The organism is Wolbachia endosymbiont (group A) of Urophora cardui (genome assembly GCF_964028435.1).
GTDB lineage: Bacteria > Pseudomonadota > Alphaproteobacteria > Rickettsiales > Anaplasmataceae > Wolbachia.
Map to the genome: position 1 here is coordinate 400,012 of NZ_OZ034774.1, position 17,951 is coordinate 417,962.

At 35.6% G+C, this 17,951-nt stretch carries 13 protein-coding genes, 1 tRNA gene and 1 pseudogene; 9 read left to right on the forward strand and 6 right to left on the reverse strand.

Annotated features, from left to right (window positions below):
• The first annotated feature begins 69 nt into the window (after positions 1-69).
• The 3 genes from ABWU38_RS01930 to ABWU38_RS01940 all read left to right on the forward strand — a co-directional run bounded on the left by ABWU38_RS01930 (position 70) and on the right by ABWU38_RS01940 (position 6,480).
• The gene (locus ABWU38_RS01930) at positions 70-1,320 is read left to right on the forward strand and encodes a citrate synthase (protein ID WP_353272816.1); all 1,251 of its coding nucleotides are present in this window, start codon (positions 70-72) and stop codon (positions 1,318-1,320) included.
• Positions 1,321-2,788: 1,468 nt separating this feature from the next.
• Positions 2,789-5,353: a DNA polymerase I gene (polA, locus tag ABWU38_RS01935; protein ID WP_264687966.1), complete on the forward strand. Its 2,565-nt coding sequence runs from the start codon at positions 2,789-2,791 to the stop codon at positions 5,351-5,353.
• Positions 5,354-5,412: 59 nt separating this feature from the next.
• A complete protein-coding gene (locus tag ABWU38_RS01940; RefSeq protein WP_410542161.1) occupies positions 5,413-6,480 on the forward strand; it encodes a hypothetical protein in 1,068 nt (355 codons plus the stop codon).
• A 37-nt stretch (positions 6,481-6,517) separates the two neighbouring features.
• On the opposite strand, the gene ABWU38_RS01945 is transcribed toward ABWU38_RS01940, so the two are convergent.
• The 5 genes and pseudogenes from ABWU38_RS01945 to ABWU38_RS01965 form a co-directional block, all read right to left on the reverse strand.
• A complete protein-coding gene (locus ABWU38_RS01945) occupies positions 6,518-7,297 on the reverse strand; it encodes an exodeoxyribonuclease III (protein WP_353272386.1) in 780 nt (259 codons plus the stop codon).
• Positions 7,297-8,004: a uroporphyrinogen-III synthase gene (locus tag ABWU38_RS01950; RefSeq protein WP_264687969.1), complete on the reverse strand. Its 708-nt coding sequence runs from the start codon at positions 8,002-8,004 to the stop codon at positions 7,297-7,299. Before ABWU38_RS01950 ends, ABWU38_RS01945 begins: the two co-directional genes overlap by 1 nt.
• Before the next feature lie 152 nt (positions 8,005-8,156).
• Complete coding sequence (locus ABWU38_RS01955; RefSeq protein WP_253309343.1) at positions 8,157-8,540, reverse strand: hypothetical protein; 384 nt, start codon at positions 8,538-8,540, stop codon at positions 8,157-8,159.
• Between the two features lie 81 nt (positions 8,541-8,621).
• Positions 8,622-9,096: pseudogene (locus ABWU38_RS01960) on the reverse strand (hypothetical protein).
• 70 nt (positions 9,097-9,166) lie between these two features.
• A tRNA-Leu gene (locus ABWU38_RS01965) sits at positions 9,167-9,251 on the reverse strand.
• Positions 9,252-9,313: 62 nt separating this feature from the next.
• On the opposite strand from ABWU38_RS01965, the gene tldD reads away from it, so the two are divergent.
• The 6 genes from tldD to ABWU38_RS01995 all read left to right on the forward strand — a co-directional run bounded on the left by tldD (position 9,314) and on the right by ABWU38_RS01995 (position 16,422).
• Entirely contained in the window at positions 9,314-10,732 is a 1,419-nt protein-coding gene (gene tldD, locus ABWU38_RS01970) for a metalloprotease TldD (protein WP_353272387.1), read from the forward strand.
• An 847-nt stretch (positions 10,733-11,579) separates the two neighbouring features.
• Complete coding sequence (locus ABWU38_RS01975; RefSeq protein ID WP_264374494.1) at positions 11,580-11,879, forward strand: transposase; 300 nt, start codon at positions 11,580-11,582, stop codon at positions 11,877-11,879.
• The gene (locus ABWU38_RS01980) at positions 11,855-12,733 is read left to right on the forward strand and encodes an IS3 family transposase (protein WP_264374805.1); all 879 of its coding nucleotides are present in this window, start codon (positions 11,855-11,857) and stop codon (positions 12,731-12,733) included. Before ABWU38_RS01975 ends, ABWU38_RS01980 begins: the two co-directional genes overlap by 25 nt.
• Before the next feature lie 263 nt (positions 12,734-12,996).
• Positions 12,997-14,106 carry a PQQ-binding-like beta-propeller repeat protein gene (locus ABWU38_RS01985; RefSeq protein ID WP_353272388.1) on the forward strand — a complete coding sequence of 370 codons (1,110 nt, stop codon included), beginning with the start codon at positions 12,997-12,999 and terminating at the stop codon, positions 14,104-14,106.
• A complete protein-coding gene (gene lpdA, locus ABWU38_RS01990) occupies positions 14,099-15,487 on the forward strand; it encodes a dihydrolipoyl dehydrogenase (RefSeq protein ID WP_353272389.1) in 1,389 nt (462 codons plus the stop codon). Before ABWU38_RS01985 ends, lpdA begins: the two co-directional genes overlap by 8 nt.
• Positions 15,488-15,489: 2 nt before the next feature.
• Positions 15,490-16,422, forward strand: coding sequence for a tyrosine recombinase XerC (locus tag ABWU38_RS01995; RefSeq protein WP_253309339.1), 933 nt, complete (start codon positions 15,490-15,492; stop codon positions 16,420-16,422).
• A 196-nt stretch (positions 16,423-16,618) separates the two neighbouring features.
• Here ABWU38_RS01995 and ABWU38_RS02000 read toward each other — a convergent pair whose 3' ends face one another.
• A complete protein-coding gene (locus ABWU38_RS02000; protein WP_353272390.1) occupies positions 16,619-17,947 on the reverse strand; it encodes an ankyrin repeat domain-containing protein in 1,329 nt (442 codons plus the stop codon).
• Between the last annotated feature and the right edge of the window lie 4 nt (positions 17,948-17,951).

The window sequence follows — 17,951 nt, forward strand, 5'->3', positions numbered from 1 at the left end:
GTTTGTATATTCTGTATAAAATTTAAGTAGCTTAAGTGATGGATAAAAAAGTGCTATTAGAACTAAGTGATGGATAAAAAAGTGCTATTAGAACTAAGTAATGGATTAAAAATTGAGCTACCCATATTAAGTGGAACAATAGGTCCTGACGTGTTAAATATCAAGGATTTATATAAGACGACAGGATTATTCACTTATGATCCGGGGTTTGTTTCCACAGCTTCATGTTCTTCTTCGATTACATTTATTGATGGAGATGAAGGAGTTCTTAAATATAGGGGACATGATATAGCTGATTTGGCAGAGAATAATAGTTTTACTGCTGTGATTTATTTATTACTCTATGGTGAACTACCCAGTTCAGAGCAACACAAAAAATTTCTTCTCAAAATACAAGAATCATCCAAAGTATCAGAGCAAGTTACAAATGTAATCAAAGCATTTCCAAAAACTGCTCACCCTATGTCGATTTTAGTTGCATGTTTTGCAAATTTGTCAGCATCTTACCATGAAACACATGGCAACAATTTCAATGGTGAAGATTTAGATTTTGGAATTTCTGCAATAGCACAAGTTCCTGCAATTGTTGCAATGATTTATAGGCATATCAACAATCAGGAATTCATAAATGCTAACAATGAATTAAGTTACAGTGAAAATTTCTTAAAGATGATATTTGGCGATGCTGTTGATAATGATAAAAGCGCCCTTTTTGCAAAAGCTCTGGATAAAATATTTACTCTCCATGCTGATCATGAACAGAATGCTTCTACGGCGGCTGTCAGATTGGTGGGATCGGCTGGCTCTAATCTGTTTGCAAGCTTCTCTGCAGGAGTTGCTACACTTTGGGGACCAGCACATGGTGGAGCTAATGAAGCAGTTATAAATATGCTAAAAGAGATAGAGCAAAGTGAAGATATAGATAAATTCATCGAAAAAGCTAAAGATGATAAAGATCCATTTAAATTGATGGGATTTGGACATCGTGTTTATAAAAATTATGATCCGCGCGCGCGGATATTGAAAGACGCTTGTCATGAGGTTCTAAGTAAACTAGAACAAAATAATGAATTGCTCAAAATTGCAAAAAAACTTGAAGAAATAGCTTTAAAGGATGAATATTTTATCGTGCGTAAGTTATATCCAAATGTTGATTTTTACTCAGGTATAATAATGAATGCTATCGATATTCCCTCAAATATGTTCACGCCTATTTTTGCACTTGCAAGAACCACTGGTTGGGTTACTCAGTGGTATGAAATGATAAATGATAAAGAAACTAAGATCTGTAGACCAAGGCAACTCTATTTTGGTAAATAAATTTATTTTCACTTCATTAGACTTCTTGTATAACCCAAGCTAAGTAGAAAAAAGGTATAGCTAACACGTCATACCGTGATTTATTCATGGTATCTCTAGATCCCGCTAACAAGTAGCGGGATGACGAGATGCCACCGCGAACCGTCATACTGCCGCAGACCGTCATACCGCGATTCATTCGCGGTATCTCATCCGCTAACACGTAGCAGGATGACGAGGTTATCGTCATACCACCGCGAACCGTCATACCGCCGCGAATCGTCATACCGCCGCGGTATCTCACCTGCTAACAAGTAGCGGGATGACGAGTTACTATACCACCGCGAACCGTCATACCGCGATTCATTCGCGGTATCTCTTAGCATAGATCCCGCTAACAAGTAGCGGGATGACGAGCTTATCGTCATGCCACCGCGAACCGTCATATCGCCGCAGACCGTCATACCGCCACGAACCCGTCATACCGCCGTGGTATCTCTAGATCCCGCTAACAAGTAGCGGGATGACGAATTACTTAACCATCTTCTACACCGTCATACCGCCGCGGTATCTCTTAGCCGCTAACAAGTAGCGGGATGACGAGATGCCACCGCGAACCGTCATGCCACCGCGAACCGTCATGCCGCCGCAGACCGTCATACCACCGCGAACCGTCATACCGCCGCGGTATCTCTAGATCCCGCTAACAAGCAGCGGGATGACGAATTACTTAACCATCTTCTACACCGTCATACCGCCGCGGTATCTCTTAGCCGCTAACAAGTAGCGGGATGACGAGTTACTATACCACCGCGAACCGTCATACCGCCGCGGTATCTCTAGATCCCGCTAACAAGCAGCGGGATGACGATTGTCGTTTAGCCACAAATATTAAGAAATTTACCAAATAAAAAAAAGGCAAAAGAAGCCCCGATTAATATCTATTTAAAAACATTGGCGTTTTTTAAGTCTTAAACACTGCAATTTAGCTGCTTTTAAATACAACTTACCTTAGCTAAAATGTTTAAGAAATTTACTAAGCAGAAAAAAAGGCAAAAGAAACCCCGTGTTAGCTAGTTGTCACTCTCTAATCCTGCAAATTGGCGTACTATACTGTCTTAAACGACTTATAAGCGCGTTTCAGCTTATATAGGTAAAAACCTAGAAATGTTGTGAAGACATAAGGTGCACATAGTGCAAAAAATTAAAAATAAGACGCCAACTACGTTGTTTTCTTGCTGTTTAATCTGCACAGATGAAGATAACTGAATACCTTCAGTTTCATGATAAGGGGGCTGGCGGAGTTTGTCAAGTAGCTTTTTCGTTTCTATTCCCAATGTTATATGGTTATGCAAGAAGTCTAATTGGTATAACCATGCATGAATGCTATTTTCGGCAGAATCTCTTACAATGCTCAAAAGCAGAAAAACAAAAACTTGATTTTCGCAGCTAAATAGTGGACCATCAAAAGCACGCATAAATATCTACAATGAAAGAAAAAACTTTCACAATCATCGATGGCTATGGTTTTCTTTTCAGAGCTTACTATGTACTACCTCACTTAATTACCACAACAGGAATGCCAATAGGTGGTGTATATGGCTTTCTGAATATGGTTCTTAAGTACATTGCCCATTCGGACTACTTAACTATAGCACTTGATGCAGGAAAAAAGAATTTTAGGCACAATTTATATCCTGAATACAAAGCAAACAGAGTAACGCCTCCTGAGGATCTAATTCCACAGTTCACCATACTGAGGGAAGCGGTAGAAGCTTTTAACCTCAGCTATGAAGAAATTGAAGGTTATGAAGCAGATGACATAATCGCAACACTAGCTGCAAAATACGCCAACCACCAAGACTTTAAAGTGGTAGTCGTTTCATCAGATAAAGATTTATTTCAACTCTTGAACCACAATATTTTAATATTCGACCCCATTAAAAATATATATATAGATGAAAAACAAGTAATAGAAAAATTTGGTGTAAACTCACACAAGCTTCTTGATTTATTTTCTCTAACTGGTGATGCATCTGACAACATTCCAGGCGTTCCGGGAATAGGTCCGAAGACTGCAGCTAAATTACTAGATGAATTTGATTCATTGAATAATATTATAGAGAACATTGATAACATCGAGCAAACGAGGATTCGTAATATTCTTGCTGAACATAAGGAAAAAGCGCTAATTTCAAGAGAACTTTTATCACTATGCGAAAAAGTAGACCTTCAACATGATATTGCAAAATGTGAAGTTCGCCCTCCAAATATGGAAAAACTATTATCCTTTTTAAAGAAGTATGAATTCAATTCCTTAATAGGTAAAATAGAAAAGCTTTTTTCCTATAATGGATCTAGCACAAAAGAGAAAATAGAATATAGTAGTGAAGAGTTAGAGAAATTTTTGGAGCATTGTAGATATGAAGGCAAAATTGCAATTCATTACCACCTTGAAAACAATGTATTAAGTCTATCTTATAGCGAAAGTAATATTTTTTGTATAGAGCAAGATAGCATACAAAATGCACTCATTACAATCAACTCAACTTTACTCTCAAATGGGGTGCTTAAAATAATACATAACATTAAAGAGATGAGGAAAATCTTCCCTGCAGTGGAGAAGATGCTAGATTCAGTTGATGATTTGATGATAATGTCGTATAGCTTGGATACAGGAAAACATGATCACAGTATTCCAAACATAGTTGCGCATAATTTGAGTGAAAATGCAGAAATTTTCTCGGCAAAAACTTTAATAGCAATTCATGAAAAGCTAAAGCAAAGGTTATTTCAGGAAAAATTGTTCACAATTTACGAGCGCTTCGATAAGCCACTTATGAAAGTGATATTTAATATGGAGAAAAATGGAATATTGCTAAATATTCAAAAATTACAGGAGCTGTCCGATAAATTTCAGCAGGTAATTGCTGTACTTGAAAGTGAGATATATAATTTGGCAGGGGAGAAATTCAACATTGCGTCACCAAAACAATTAAGTGATGTTTTATTTAATAAAATGGGGCTTAATAAAAAGAAAAAGTCAAAATCTGGATCGTATAGCACCAATTATGAAGTTCTAGAGGCACTCGAAGAAGAAGGGGTAGAAATTGCAGGTAAAATTTTAAGTTGGCGACATTCAAGTAAATTGAAGAGTACCTACACTGATGCATTAATAAAACAGGTTGATCCGCTCGATGATAGAATACACACAAGCTTTTCAATAACTGCAACTGCAACTGGAAGGCTGAGCTCCAGCAATCCTAATTTACAGAATATTCCTATCAGAAGCGAAGAGGGAAATCTTATCAGACAAGCATTTATTGTGCCAAAAGGGTGCAAGATAATCTCTGCTGACTATTCGCAAATAGAATTGAGGCTCCTGGCACACGTTGCAAACGTTGCAGCATTTAAAGAAGCTTTTGCAAACGGACAAGATATTCACGATATCACCGCTAGGCAAGTTTTTGGAGTGCAAGAAATAGATGAGCAATTAAGACGCAAAGCAAAATCCATTAATTTTGGAATTATATATGGAATCAGCCCGTTTGGCCTTGCAAAACGGCTTGGAATTACCATTGCGGAAGCTGCTGAATACATTAATTACTATTTTTCCTGTTACCCAGAAATAAAGGCCTATATGGAAAAAGCAGTGTCTATCGCAAGATTGCATGGTTATGTAGAAACTTTGTTTGGCAGGAGATGCTTTGTAAGAGACATAAACAATACAATTCCTTATGTAAGACAATTTGCAGAAAGGGCAGCGATAAATGCACCACTGCAAGGAACTGCTGCTGATATAATAAAACGTGCGACGATTCAGCTTTTTGATCAGTTAAAAGTAGGTAAAATAATCCTCCAAGTTCACGATGAACTACTGGTTGAAGTAGAAGACGAAAAGGTACAAGAAACAGCAAAACTTATGAAAGACGTAATGGAAAATGCAATAGAAATTTCTATACCACTTGAAGTAGAAATAAAAATTGGCGACAACTGGGCTCTTAATTATGACTTAAACATGGCGGATTCTAAGAGTATAGATTATTTGAATTAATATGAAAAATATGCTACAATTAAAGTATAGTAAATGTGAGTAACTCAGTTATGACAAAAATATTAACTCCACAAACAAAGAATTTGGAGCCTTCAAATCAGGTAACTAACAAAGATGAGAAAGTTTTTAAATTTAAAAACGAGGAGCACCAGTTAATCTATCGTGCTTTCCTAGATACTTTAGAAAATCCAGAAACTCTAGAAAATCTAAAAAAGCAAACGAAACAGGAAATAGAAAAGAAGGAACAGAAATTGAAAGAAGAACTTCCAGATCGAGAAAAACAAGAATTACATGATGATCTGAAGTCATTAGATGAACGATTAGAGCGATTACAGAATGGAAATGAAAAGAAAATTTTTACTTTTATATCAAAAAATCATGAAGGTATATTCAATAATATTAATCAAGAAGATATAAAGTTACTAAGTGAAGAAAACTTTTGTCAGCTTTTACTTTCCGTATTTGAAAAAATTAGAGAAAAAAATTTAGCTAGTGAAGAGAATTTAAAGAATGACAAAATAAAGCAAGAAGTAGCTGAATGTGTAGCTGATATACGCGGTACAGAAGCTAAAGATTCACTCATAAAGCTTGCTGGGTGGCCGCTTGGAATAAAGATAGACCCAAAAAATATTTCCAGCTCTTTTATGAATGGGGTGAAAGAAAAAATACCATTCTTAGGTAAAGATAAAAAAGAAGAGGATGAACCACCACTCAGTGATGAAGAGATGGCAACAGCATTCTTACGTAAGATTTTTCTTCCTATTTCTTTTTCCATTGCTTCAATATTAATTTTTGGTCCTACTACACTCGCGATAGTTGCTGCCGTTATTGGTACAATATTCGCCATAAAAGGGGGAGTGGAGGTTCTTTTTTCAAATGACAAAAAAGGTACTTTATATAACCCTCATTCACGAGATGAAAAGAAAAAAGAAGGATGGGATGGGAAAATTCTTGATGGTATTAGTAAAATTTTAGGATCCAAAGTTAATGAAACTGGGCAGGGTAATCAACCTGCTGTAACAACTGAGGAGCAACTTACTCAAAAGAGTGAGCAGTCTACTGTGCTTGAACAAGTTACTTTAGATCAGCAAAAAACCACAGGGCAGCAACCAAGTAAGACTACCTGAGTTTGCCAATAAAGTGAGTTGTGTAAGAGGTCTACTATTATTCTATAACGCATACAACAGGAGTATGATCAGACGGGTTTTCTAGCTTACGTAATCTATCATCTACGTAGCATGTTTCCAATTTATCTACAGCTTGTGGCGATAATAGCATATAATCTATTCGCATTCCTTGATTGTTTCTGAGTGAATTGCCTTGATAATGCCACCAAGTGAATTGTTGCAAATTGGGGTGGGATATTCTAAACGTGTCTTTAAACCCAAGATTCAAGATTGCTCTTAACTTCTCACGTTCTTTTATATGAAAGCACACTTGGCCATTCAATAAATTTGAATCAAAAACATCAATTTTATCCAGTGCAACATTATAATCGCCAGCTATAATAGTTAACTCTTCATTTTTCAACAAAGTGCTCATCCTTTCATATAGGTTATCAAAAAACTTGAGTTTATACTCAAACATATGAGAGTCTGGGCTTTGACCATTTGGAACGTATACACTTCCTACCCTTACCTTATGATTGGTGTGTTTTATCACACATTCTATATAACGTGCTTCTTGATGACCCTCTACAACATCAATTTTTAATTTTTCCAGTATCGGATATTTAGATAAAACACAAACGCCATTTCTTGCAACTTGTCCATAGATAGCATATTCATATCCTAACTTTTCTATCTCTACATAAGGAAATTGCTCTTCCGTACATTTTATCTCTTGCAGCAAAACTATATCTATCTGACTGTCAACTATAAAACTACAAAGTTGGTTAACTCTTTTACGTATGGAGTTTACATTCCAAGTTGCAATCTTTAGCATCAACAATCCTTATTAATTATATCAATTAAACTCTCCCCAGTAGGCAACCTCGATGTTATAATTTTTTTCCATTTGATTAACCTTAAACTATCAGCAATGTTTTTACTCATGGTATATGCAACTGTATTATTCATCACATGAGATAGCCCACTTTTTAGAACTAATGAACAAAATACCCTTGCTGTCTGTGAGGAAAAAAAAGCAACACTATCAATTTTACCATCCAACAGTAAATTTTTACACCTATTAGTTAGACTCCTTTTTATAATTGTTTTATAGAGTACAACTTCTCTTACATTAAAATCTTCTTCAGATAATCTCTTTTTTAGGTCACATGATACTTCTTGTCCCCTTATATACAAGAACTTTATTGCGTTTGAATAATGAGCTTTTATGAATGATATCAGACCATCAACGTTGCTGTCTGCTGAGATTATATCAGAAAATCCCAAATTTTTTGCAGCCTGCATGGTTGAATTACCAACTGTAATAATCGGAAAGTCATCCTCTTTGCATATTTGACTAAAAGCCTTTACACTGTTTTTACTTGTAGATATCACAACGTCAAATTCGTACGCAGATATATCAGGATTTAAGTACTTTATTGTGAATACTGGTTCTATAAAAACTTTGTATCCATACTTTCTCAATATATTTCTTGTATTGAACGAATCCAATAAAGGCCTCGTTAATAAAATAGACTTCATTCTGATTTATTTCACTACTAGTAAAATAGTACCCTTTATACACAAATTACTGAATAAAAATTTTTATTTTGATGGCTTGAGCAACTATTCAAGTAATTGATGTTGAAATAAGGATACTCAGTCCCCTATTTACCACTAAGCTTTAAATTCACTTATACTTTTCTAATGCTAATTACATTGAACTCTGTTGAATCATTCCATTTACCTGGAGTTATATTGAATACTAATTCTCTCTCATCTAAAGATAAAGTTCCATTATCTATCTTATAGTTATTTGTATAACACTGTTCGATTCTGCTATCTTCTATCCTCTCTTCTATTTGTAAAGATTTTGGATTAAGCATTATATCTTTATGTACGTTTCCATCGGAACGTATATATGTATATAAGTTTTTGAATACCAAATTCTCATATGCATCACGTTCTACTACATATGTACTAAGATCTGTAAGATCTCGATTATCCGTATTATATTCAGATATTACATAATAAGCATTATCCTCAAAAAAATCTGGGTGACTGTTTAAAAAATCCATATACTAACCTCTTTTATTATTAAACTATTAATATTATAGCTAATATTCCTATACAAGTCAAATAAGTTAACTTGTTGACACTTAAACTGCTTTTACAGATGGAGAGAGGGTATCAGTAGGTTTTTCTGCCTGTGGTTTGCTGATCAAAGTCCGAACGATATTAGCTGCCATAAAGGTACAGCCTAGAATAAAAAAGGCAGTAGAAACAAAAGGAATGATAGGAGATTCGAGAGGCAATATAGATGCAATTCCTCCTATTAAAAACGAAACGTTAGATGTAATATCAAGACAGATCTTTGTTAGTTTTTTTTTGTCCTGCTACACCAAGTTGCTTCTGCTGTAGGAAATGATCCTTTAATGACCATATATTTAAAGCAAACGAAAGTACACTTAATATAGTGCCGGCAATACTAAAATACAGACTTAAGACAGGAATACTAAAGGCTAATGCTGCTATATATCCAATAAAAGAAGCAGTAGATAGTGTAGTAACTAAGCGTTTCGAGTAAGTTCGTACCTTCTTTCTGTAGGCTAACTTATCTTTTTCACCATACATAGCATAAATATTACCTAATACGTTATATTGTAGCATTAATTAATTCAACAAGCAATATGGAAGCTAAAAGTGCCCGAGAGAAGACTTGAACTTCCACAACTTAAAAAGTTACTAGCACCTGAAGCTAGCGCGTCTACCAATTCCGCCACCCGGGCTTTTTATAGTTTACTATGTTAAAGTTAAATAATATACTTAAACAATTTTTAGTTCAAAGGTAATGCCAAATCTAGATCAAATATTTTTCGCTCAAAACAATGTTAATATTAATAACGTATATAAAATAGTCAATAACGCTTTGAGCAATAGCGATGGTGGTGAGCTGTTTCTAGAATTTTGCCAGTCGGAGTCCCTGATTTTCGATGATAACATATTAAAACACGTGGATTTGAATACCAGAAGGGGATTTGGTTTAAGGTCTTTTTGTGAGGATAGTACATCTTTCGTTTGTTCTTCTGAGATCAGCGAAAAAGAAATTAGTAATGCTGCTTCTATGGTAAAAAGCTCAGTGTCTTTAAACAAGACAAATTCAATAAATTTAAACGAAGAGACAAAAAGCCTATATTCGAGGATTAACCCTACAAATGAAATGGATCTGAATTCAAAGATTAAACTACTCAATGAGGTTAATGAGTATGTAAGGTCCAAAAATAACTGCGTGAAGCAAGTAAAAATAACTCTAAGTGGAGAATGGCAAGTCGTACAAATAATAAAGGGTGATCACAGATTAAGCGATATCAGGCCTCTGGTACGTTTTAATGTGCTAGTCATTGTAGAAAAGGATGGCCGTACCGAGAGAGGCTCCGCAGGACACGGTGGAAGGGATTCTTATAGTAAGTTTATTTCTGAGAAAAAGTGGAAAGAAGTTGCAAACCAGGCTTTGGAACAAGCACTGGTAAATCTTGAAGCAATTCCAACTCCAGCCGGAGAAATGACAGTTATTCTAGGTCCGGGCTGGCCGGGAGTATTGTTGCATGAAGCTGTGGGTCATGGACTCGAAGGCGATTTTAATCGTAAAGGAGTCTCAGCATTTTCAAATTCTATTGGTAAACAAGTAGCAGCTAGTGGCATCACAGTAGTTGATGATGGAACTCTGCCTAATTTGCGTGGTTCTATTAGCATAGATGATGAAGGTACTCCACCCAGTTATAATGTGTTGATAGAGGATGGAATTCTCAAAGGCTACATGCAGGATCATATGAATGCTAAACTCATGGGTGTGAATCCAACTGGTAATGGTAGAAGAGAAAGTTATAAAGAAGTTACTATGCCGCGCATGACAAACACCTATATGTTACTAGGGAAACATACGCCGGAAGAAATAATATCTAGCGTAAAGAAAGGTCTGTATGCAGTAAATTTCGGTGGTGGGCAAGTTGATATAACGTCAGGGAAATTTGTTTTTTCATCTTCAGAAGCTTACTTAATAGAAAATGGTAAAATTACACAGCCAGTCAAAGGAGCAACACTAATTGGTGATGGGCCAACAGTGCTAAAAAAAGTATCCATGGTTGGCAACGACTTAAAGTTGGACCCCGGTGTTGGCACATGCTCAAAAGATGGACAAAATGTGCCCGTTGGAGTTGGTCAACCAACACTCAAAGTCGACGCAATAACTGTTGGTGGAACTGAGATATAGATAAGGGCTAAAACGGGTTCCAGCGCATGACGAACAATTGTACAAACATTGTAGCCGTTATTCAAGTAGCCCGCAGAAACGAAAAAACTTACTTGACAAACTTCGCCAGCCTCCTTATTATGACAATAAGGGTATTTATGACTCAAAACTTGTTTTTGACCTGCAGGCTCAATGACAAAATTCAGTAAAAAACTTAGGGTATTTTTTGGCGGATTACATAAAATTATAGCGGCTGCATGTCTTTTAAATTTTTTCTACATTCAGCCAAATCGCGCTTATTTTAAGCGTTAGCACATTATTGCAGCGCCACTTACAGTAATATAGAGTCAAAACTCGCACCACGGGGCTTCTTTTGCCTTTTTTTCCGCTTGGTAAATTTCTTAATGTTTGTAGCTAAAGCAATTTAAGAGACCGAAAATGGTGTCATTCCAGCGCGTGACGCTGTAATCTAGTCTTTATTATGCAGCCACTTATTTAAAGTTAAGTTTTCTGGATCCAAGTAGTCAAGCTACTCGGATGACAGCTACCCTGAAAACCTTCATCCCGCTACGTGTTAGCGGGATCTATGCTAAGAGATACCGCGAATGAATCGCGGTATGACGGTTCGCGGCGGCATGACGTAGGATTGCTGTCATCCCGCTATGTGTTAGCGGCTGAGATACCGCGAATTAATCACGGTATGACGCAGAGCTCGCGTTAGCTATACTTTTATACTCCAACTCAGTATCCAATCTGGATCCAAGTAGTCAAGCTACTTGGATGACATCTTGACCTTACCCATAAAAAGTAGACAGAAAGTTAAGACGTTTTTGAAGTAAAATAAAACGTTTTTTCAAAGAGGTGTGGTATGACAAAAAGAAAAGAATATACAGCAGAATTCAAAATTGAAGCTATAAGACTAGTAAAAGAAACAGGTCAATCATCAGCAAAAATAGCAAGAGATTTGGGTATTAGCAGTGATTCATTAAGCAGATGGGTAAAAACATACAATGATAGAATGTCTGGAGTAGATGCGTTTCCAGGAAAAGGGAAAGTAGCTCATTGTGACAAAGAAAAGTTTGATTTAAAGAAAGAGCTGGCAAGAGTAACGAGGGAAAGAGACATTTTAAAAAAAGCCCTGGGATATTTTGCAAACCAAAAAGAGTAAAATATTCTTTTATAAAAGAGCATGAAAACTGCTGTAAAATAAGAGAGCTATGCAGGTTTTTGAACGTATCTGCTTGTGGTTATTATAAATGGATTTCTAAGGAAAAAAGTAATAAAAAATCAACAAGAGAAGAGCTCATAAAAGATATTCAAAAGATATATCAAGCGTCACAATGCAGATACGGAGCTCCCAAAATCCACGCTGAATTAAAGGTTTTAGGTAAAAATTATAACATCAAAACAGTGCAAAATGTTATGCAGGAAAATGGCATTCAAGCCCAACTTAGACGAAGGTTTAAGACTAAGAAACTTCAAACAGACAATAGAGTTATAACTCCTAACATATTGGATCAGAATTTCACCACTGATCAGCCAAACAAGATATGGGTAACTGATATTACACACATAAACACCAACGAAGGATGGCTATATTTGACAGCAATAATAGATTTATATTCACGCATGGTAGTTGGTTGGTCAATGAGTAATTCAATAAATAAGCAATTAGTTATAGATGCTTTATTGATGGCTGTTGATAGGCGCAAACCCGTTAAAAATCTACTATTTCATAGCGATCAAGGATCGCAATACACCTCTAAAAATTATCAATTTTTACTAAGTACAAAAAATATTACTTCTAGTATGAGTCACAAAGGTTGTTGTTATGATAATGCTGTTTCAGAGAGCTTTTTTAGTTCACTTAAGAGAGAGTTACTCATTGATACTTCACAACACTCTGCACAACAAGCTAAAACCGCAATATTTGAATATATAGAAATTTTTTATAATAAACAGCGTAGACATTCTACTATTAACTATTGCATTCCTGAAAAATTTGATTCATCATTTTCATGAAAAAAACGTCTTAACTACCTGTCTACTTTTTCTGGGTAAGGTCATCTTTCTTCTTGGTATAAATTACTTTTATATCTCAATGTTCATACAGCTATGCACGTTGCCGCATAGTGGATGAGGTGTATTACCTCTAAGAGTATGATTTTTACATAATAATATAATATTCTGTTCATAAATCAATGTTTCAACGTACAACAAGAACATTTTCATTGTGATTAAGATTTCTAGTATGTATATTAATAAATCTTGTTCTCAACTAAGTAATGAAAGTAATAATTGTTATAATAATGTTATTGTGTAGCAGTTACACAATGGCAAGCGAGCGAATAAGTCTAGTGGATAAAAAACTATCTCAAGGATATGTAGCTCCAGTGCTTACAGAAGATAGCGTTATTTTATCAGACAAGCACGGCGCTTTATATTCCTTTGATATTGATAACTCAAAGGCTATGAATTGGAAATTACACCTCTCACGTAGGAAAAAAATTGGTAACATGAGCCTATCGCATTATGAAAAAAATGTTTTCTTTATAGTGGATAACACTTTACACGCAATAGATGCAAAAACTGGCAAGATTGAGTGGGAAAAAGAATTGAGAGCTCCAGTAAGAGGGAAAGCAGCAGTAATAAATAATAAATTGGTAGTATTGACTATTGATAATTATCTGTACGTGTTTGATATAAAAGATGGCAGCTCCGTTTGGGCTTATCAAAACGGTATCAATGAGGTTCGAGGTTTGTATTCCATATCGCCAACAATTTCTAACGATAAAATAATAGCACCATTTTCAAATGGTGAGTTAATAGCTTTTAATGAAGACGGTAAAAAATTGTGGAGCCAAAAATTGGCTACAAACCTTTTGGATACACAGCTCACAGATGTAACTACTACACCGAGAGTGCTTGGCGATACTTTAATAGCTACAAACAATTCTTATATTTATGGTATTGACGTGAAATCAGGAAATATTTTGTGGTCAAAGTCACTGCAAGTAAAAAGTGTATCAGACATTGAGTCATATTATAGTCCTCTTATTCCTGCAGAGAAACAAAAAGAAGGCGGAAGAATTTTTATAGTAACTGAAGATAATAAAATAATCGTCCTGGATATAAAAAATGGAGAAACAGTCTGGGCATCTGATTTAATAGAAAATACGCAATTGTTTGCTCCAATTGTGCATGCCCATACACTGTGGGTGACAAGCAATAAAGGTTCAATGCTTGCTTTTCCTGGATCTGAAAGTGCAGGAAAGGTAATCAAAGTACCTGGTAATGTGTTTCACACTCCAGTGTTTACTCACGATAAAATATATGTAACAACTGAGGGAAATGGTGTTTATTCTTTAGAAAATAGGTTTGTTCTTTATGATTGATTATGACCTGATTGTTATAGGTGGTGGTCCAGGCGGTTATAAGTGTGCTATCGCTGCTGCAAAACTTGGATTGAAAGTTGTCTGCATAGATAAAAATAGCATTTTTGGTGGTACATGCTTGCGAGTTGGGTGCATACCTTCCAAAGCACTACTTCATTCTTCCTATCAGTATGCTCACACGAAAAATGATCTGTCGAAGCTTGGCATAAAAATTAAGGATGCAAGTTTCGATTTAAAAGAAATGCTAGGCTATAAGGACGCCAGAGTTCAGGAACTTGGAAAAGGTATAGAATATCTGTTTAACCTTCACAAAATCACTAAAATCAATGGACTTGGGAAAATTACTTCTTTTGACCAAGGTAATCTTGAAGTTTCAGTTGAAGATAAGGTGCTGAAGACAAAAAATATAGTAATTGCAACCGGTTCTGACGTTATTTCTTTGCCAGGAATTAATATCGATGAGAAAAGTATTATTTCATCAACTGGTGCATTGTCTTTAACTGAAGTACCAAAAAAACTTGTCGTAATCGGAGCCGGGGCAATAGGGCTTGAAATGTCTTCTGTATGGAGGAGGCTAGGGTCTGAAGTCACTGTAGTAGAATTTTTTGACAGAATCGCTGCAGCAATGGATGGAGAATTAAGTAAGTCTCTACTTTCTAGTCTACAAAAACAAGGAATAAAATTTTTACTTAGCACTAAAGTTGAGGGAATAAAACAAAGTAGTAACTCTTTGAGTGTGAAAGTTTGCTCTGTAAAAGATAATCAAACAAACACTATAGAGGCGGATAAGGTATTGGTGGCAGCAGGACGCAAACCATGCACTGAGAATCTTAGTATTGATGAAAAAATAGAAAAAGATAATCGCGGTTTCGTTCAAGTTAACAACAGATATGAAACTAATGTGAAAGGAATATTTGCTATTGGTGATGTGATTGGTGGAGCAATGCTTGCTCATAAAGCAGAGGAAGAAGGAGTGGCAGTTGCAGAGATAATAGCAGGACAGTCACCTCACGTTGATTATGAAATTATACCATCTGTCATTTACACTCACCCTGCGGTTTCTTCGATCGGTAAAGCCGAAGAGGAACTCAAAAATGCTGGCTATAAGTACAAAGTTGGTAAATGTCAATTTGCTGCAAACAGCAGAGCAAAAATCACTGATGATGCTGAAGGATTCGTGAAAGTGCTGACTTGTAGCAGAGCAGATACAATACTAGGTGTGCATATCATAGGAGCATACGCTGATACGCTAATCAACGAAGCAGCGGTTGCAATGGCATATGGCGCAGCAGCAGAGGATATATACAGAATTTGTCATTCTCATCCTGATATAAATGAAGCCTTTCGAGATGCGTGCATCGATGCTTTCTTTAAAAAATAATTGTGGACCTCGGTTCAATCATTGAAAAATGGTATGAGTGGCTGAGGTGCAACAGATCTTATTCACCAAACACTTTAGAGTCATACATGAGGGACTTGAAGGATCTTATAAGTTTCCTAAATACTCACATTGGTGGAGAAGTAAATGTTGGTACTCTGAAAAATTTAAGTATACCTGAGTTAAGAAGTTGGCTTACCTCTCGTTATGCAAGAGGTGTGAATGCAAGATCTAACGCTCGTGCATTGTCAGTAATCAGAAATTTCTTCAAGTACATAAAAAACAACTACAATATAGACAATGAAGCTGTATTTTCCTTATCAAGGCCAATTCAGAGAAGAACTCTGCCCAAAGCATTATCAATACCTGATATAAAAACTTTGGTGAAAGAAATGAAATTATCTGACTTGAGCGAACCTTGGGTGGTAAAAAGAGAAATTGCAATTATCGTCCTGCTATATGGTACAGGCTTAAGAATCAGTGAAGCGTTGAACCTTGGGGTTAGTGATATTAACAATGAAAGTTTAATAGTAACAGGTAAGGGAGATAAACAAAGGCAGGTATTCATTCTTCCGGTAGTAAAAAAGTGTATACAGGAATATGTAAAAGCCTGTCCTTATCTTGGCATTAATAATGAAACACAATATCTTTTTTTGGGAGTAAGAGGAAAAAAATTGGGAAGAACTTATGTGGCTAATCGTTTGCAGAAAATAAGGAGAATATTAAATCTGCCAGAAATCTTATCTCCACATGCATTTCGTCATAGTTTTGCTACTCATTTGCTTCAAGAAGATATTGACATAAGATCAATACAACAACTGCTTGGCCACTCAAGCCTGGAAACCACCCAGGTTTACACTCACCTCAATTATCAAGATGTTTTTAACATGTACAAAAATTTTCAGCAGGGCCTGGAGAAGAAATCAAAACCCTTGTAACTTGAGGATTGTCGGTGGTACCACCAGGTCCTATATCTCGTTCATCCGCTTTACATAAATAATATCCTACTAAAAAAAGAACCAGTGCAACTGCTGTAAGACAAGCACCTATTACTAGATAATCGTATAAAATTGCTAAACCTACACAACCAGTCAATGCTCCAGATAATATAAAAAATGCATAAGCATAGTTGCTTTATTTTTTACCAGGAGAAATTGCCTCCGAGGATTTTTCGTTTTTATTACTCAGACTTTTAGTACGGAGCAGTATATTTTCTGATGAAAGCCTATCTCTTTCTTCCCTTACTTGTTTCAAATCTCTTTCTAATTGTGAAATTTTGCTAGTTTCGCTCGTTTTTTCACGCACAACCTTATCCAGCTTTTGCTCTGTTTCTGCAAGTTGAGCTTTTGTCTTTTCAAGTTCATCTACAAGTTTTTGTGCAAACTCCTCAAAACCTGCTGGTATATTATTCGTATTTGCTACAGGTTGCTCTGCACTTGTAGGGAATTTTTCATTTAGATAATTTCTGATACGTTCAATACTTTCAAATGCAGCAGTAACAATTGCACGATTTATGAAACAATTATCCTCTACTAACTTTTCTACATCATCTAAATCTTTTCTATTAATAGCATCAGTTAATCGCTCTGTAATAGCTTGTTCAATTATTTTCTTCAACCGTGAATTTTGCTCTATAGCTCGTATTGGCTTTATTTGACTAAAATCTAGGTCTTTATGTTTTAAAAGTTTAATCAATACTTCTTCGTTATCTTGTGTTATTCCTTGTAAACATATTAAGCTCAGGGGTGTTTCTATTTCTCCATTTTGGTTTCTTTTCCAGCAATTAGGATTAAGCTCTTGAGCCAACAGTGTTTTTGCTCGGTTAATATTTCCATTAAAAAGAGCATCTAATAATTTTTTTCCTTTTTGTGCTTTTGTTATTTCCATTGTAAGATGCGAAAAGTCCTTTTTTTGTATTCGCCCTATTTTTTCAATATATTCCTTAGAAGTATAAAAAAAACATTGGTTGTACTCTGCATGTTCTATAAGATATGCTCTGGTACGATCATGTTCAGGCTCAAGATATTTATCCTGAAGAAGAAAAACTTTGTTTTTACTGTTTGTATTAATGCTAGGATGTCTAAGTAACATCCGTATAAAATTCTTATTTTCCATGTGAAAGGCTAGATGTAGAGCTGTATTACATTTTTTAGTTTCTTGAGCATTAATATTTAAATTTTGATGTTGTAAAAGCAACATCATCATTTTTAAGCATATAGGGCTGTCATCACCATTCATGATAATAGTCATTAGTGGTGTATATCTCTCATCAAACGCATTAACATCCGCACCTTCTGCTAGAGCTTGTTTAAAATTCTCTAGGTTTTCATCATCAATAGCTTTAAATAACTGTTTTGTTGATTCACTTAGCTGTCTTAAAGTTGTCGAATTTCGAGCTTGCGATGCCGTGTTATCACCACCTCCATAAGCTCCATAATATGTTACACCGTTTCTATAAGGCATACTA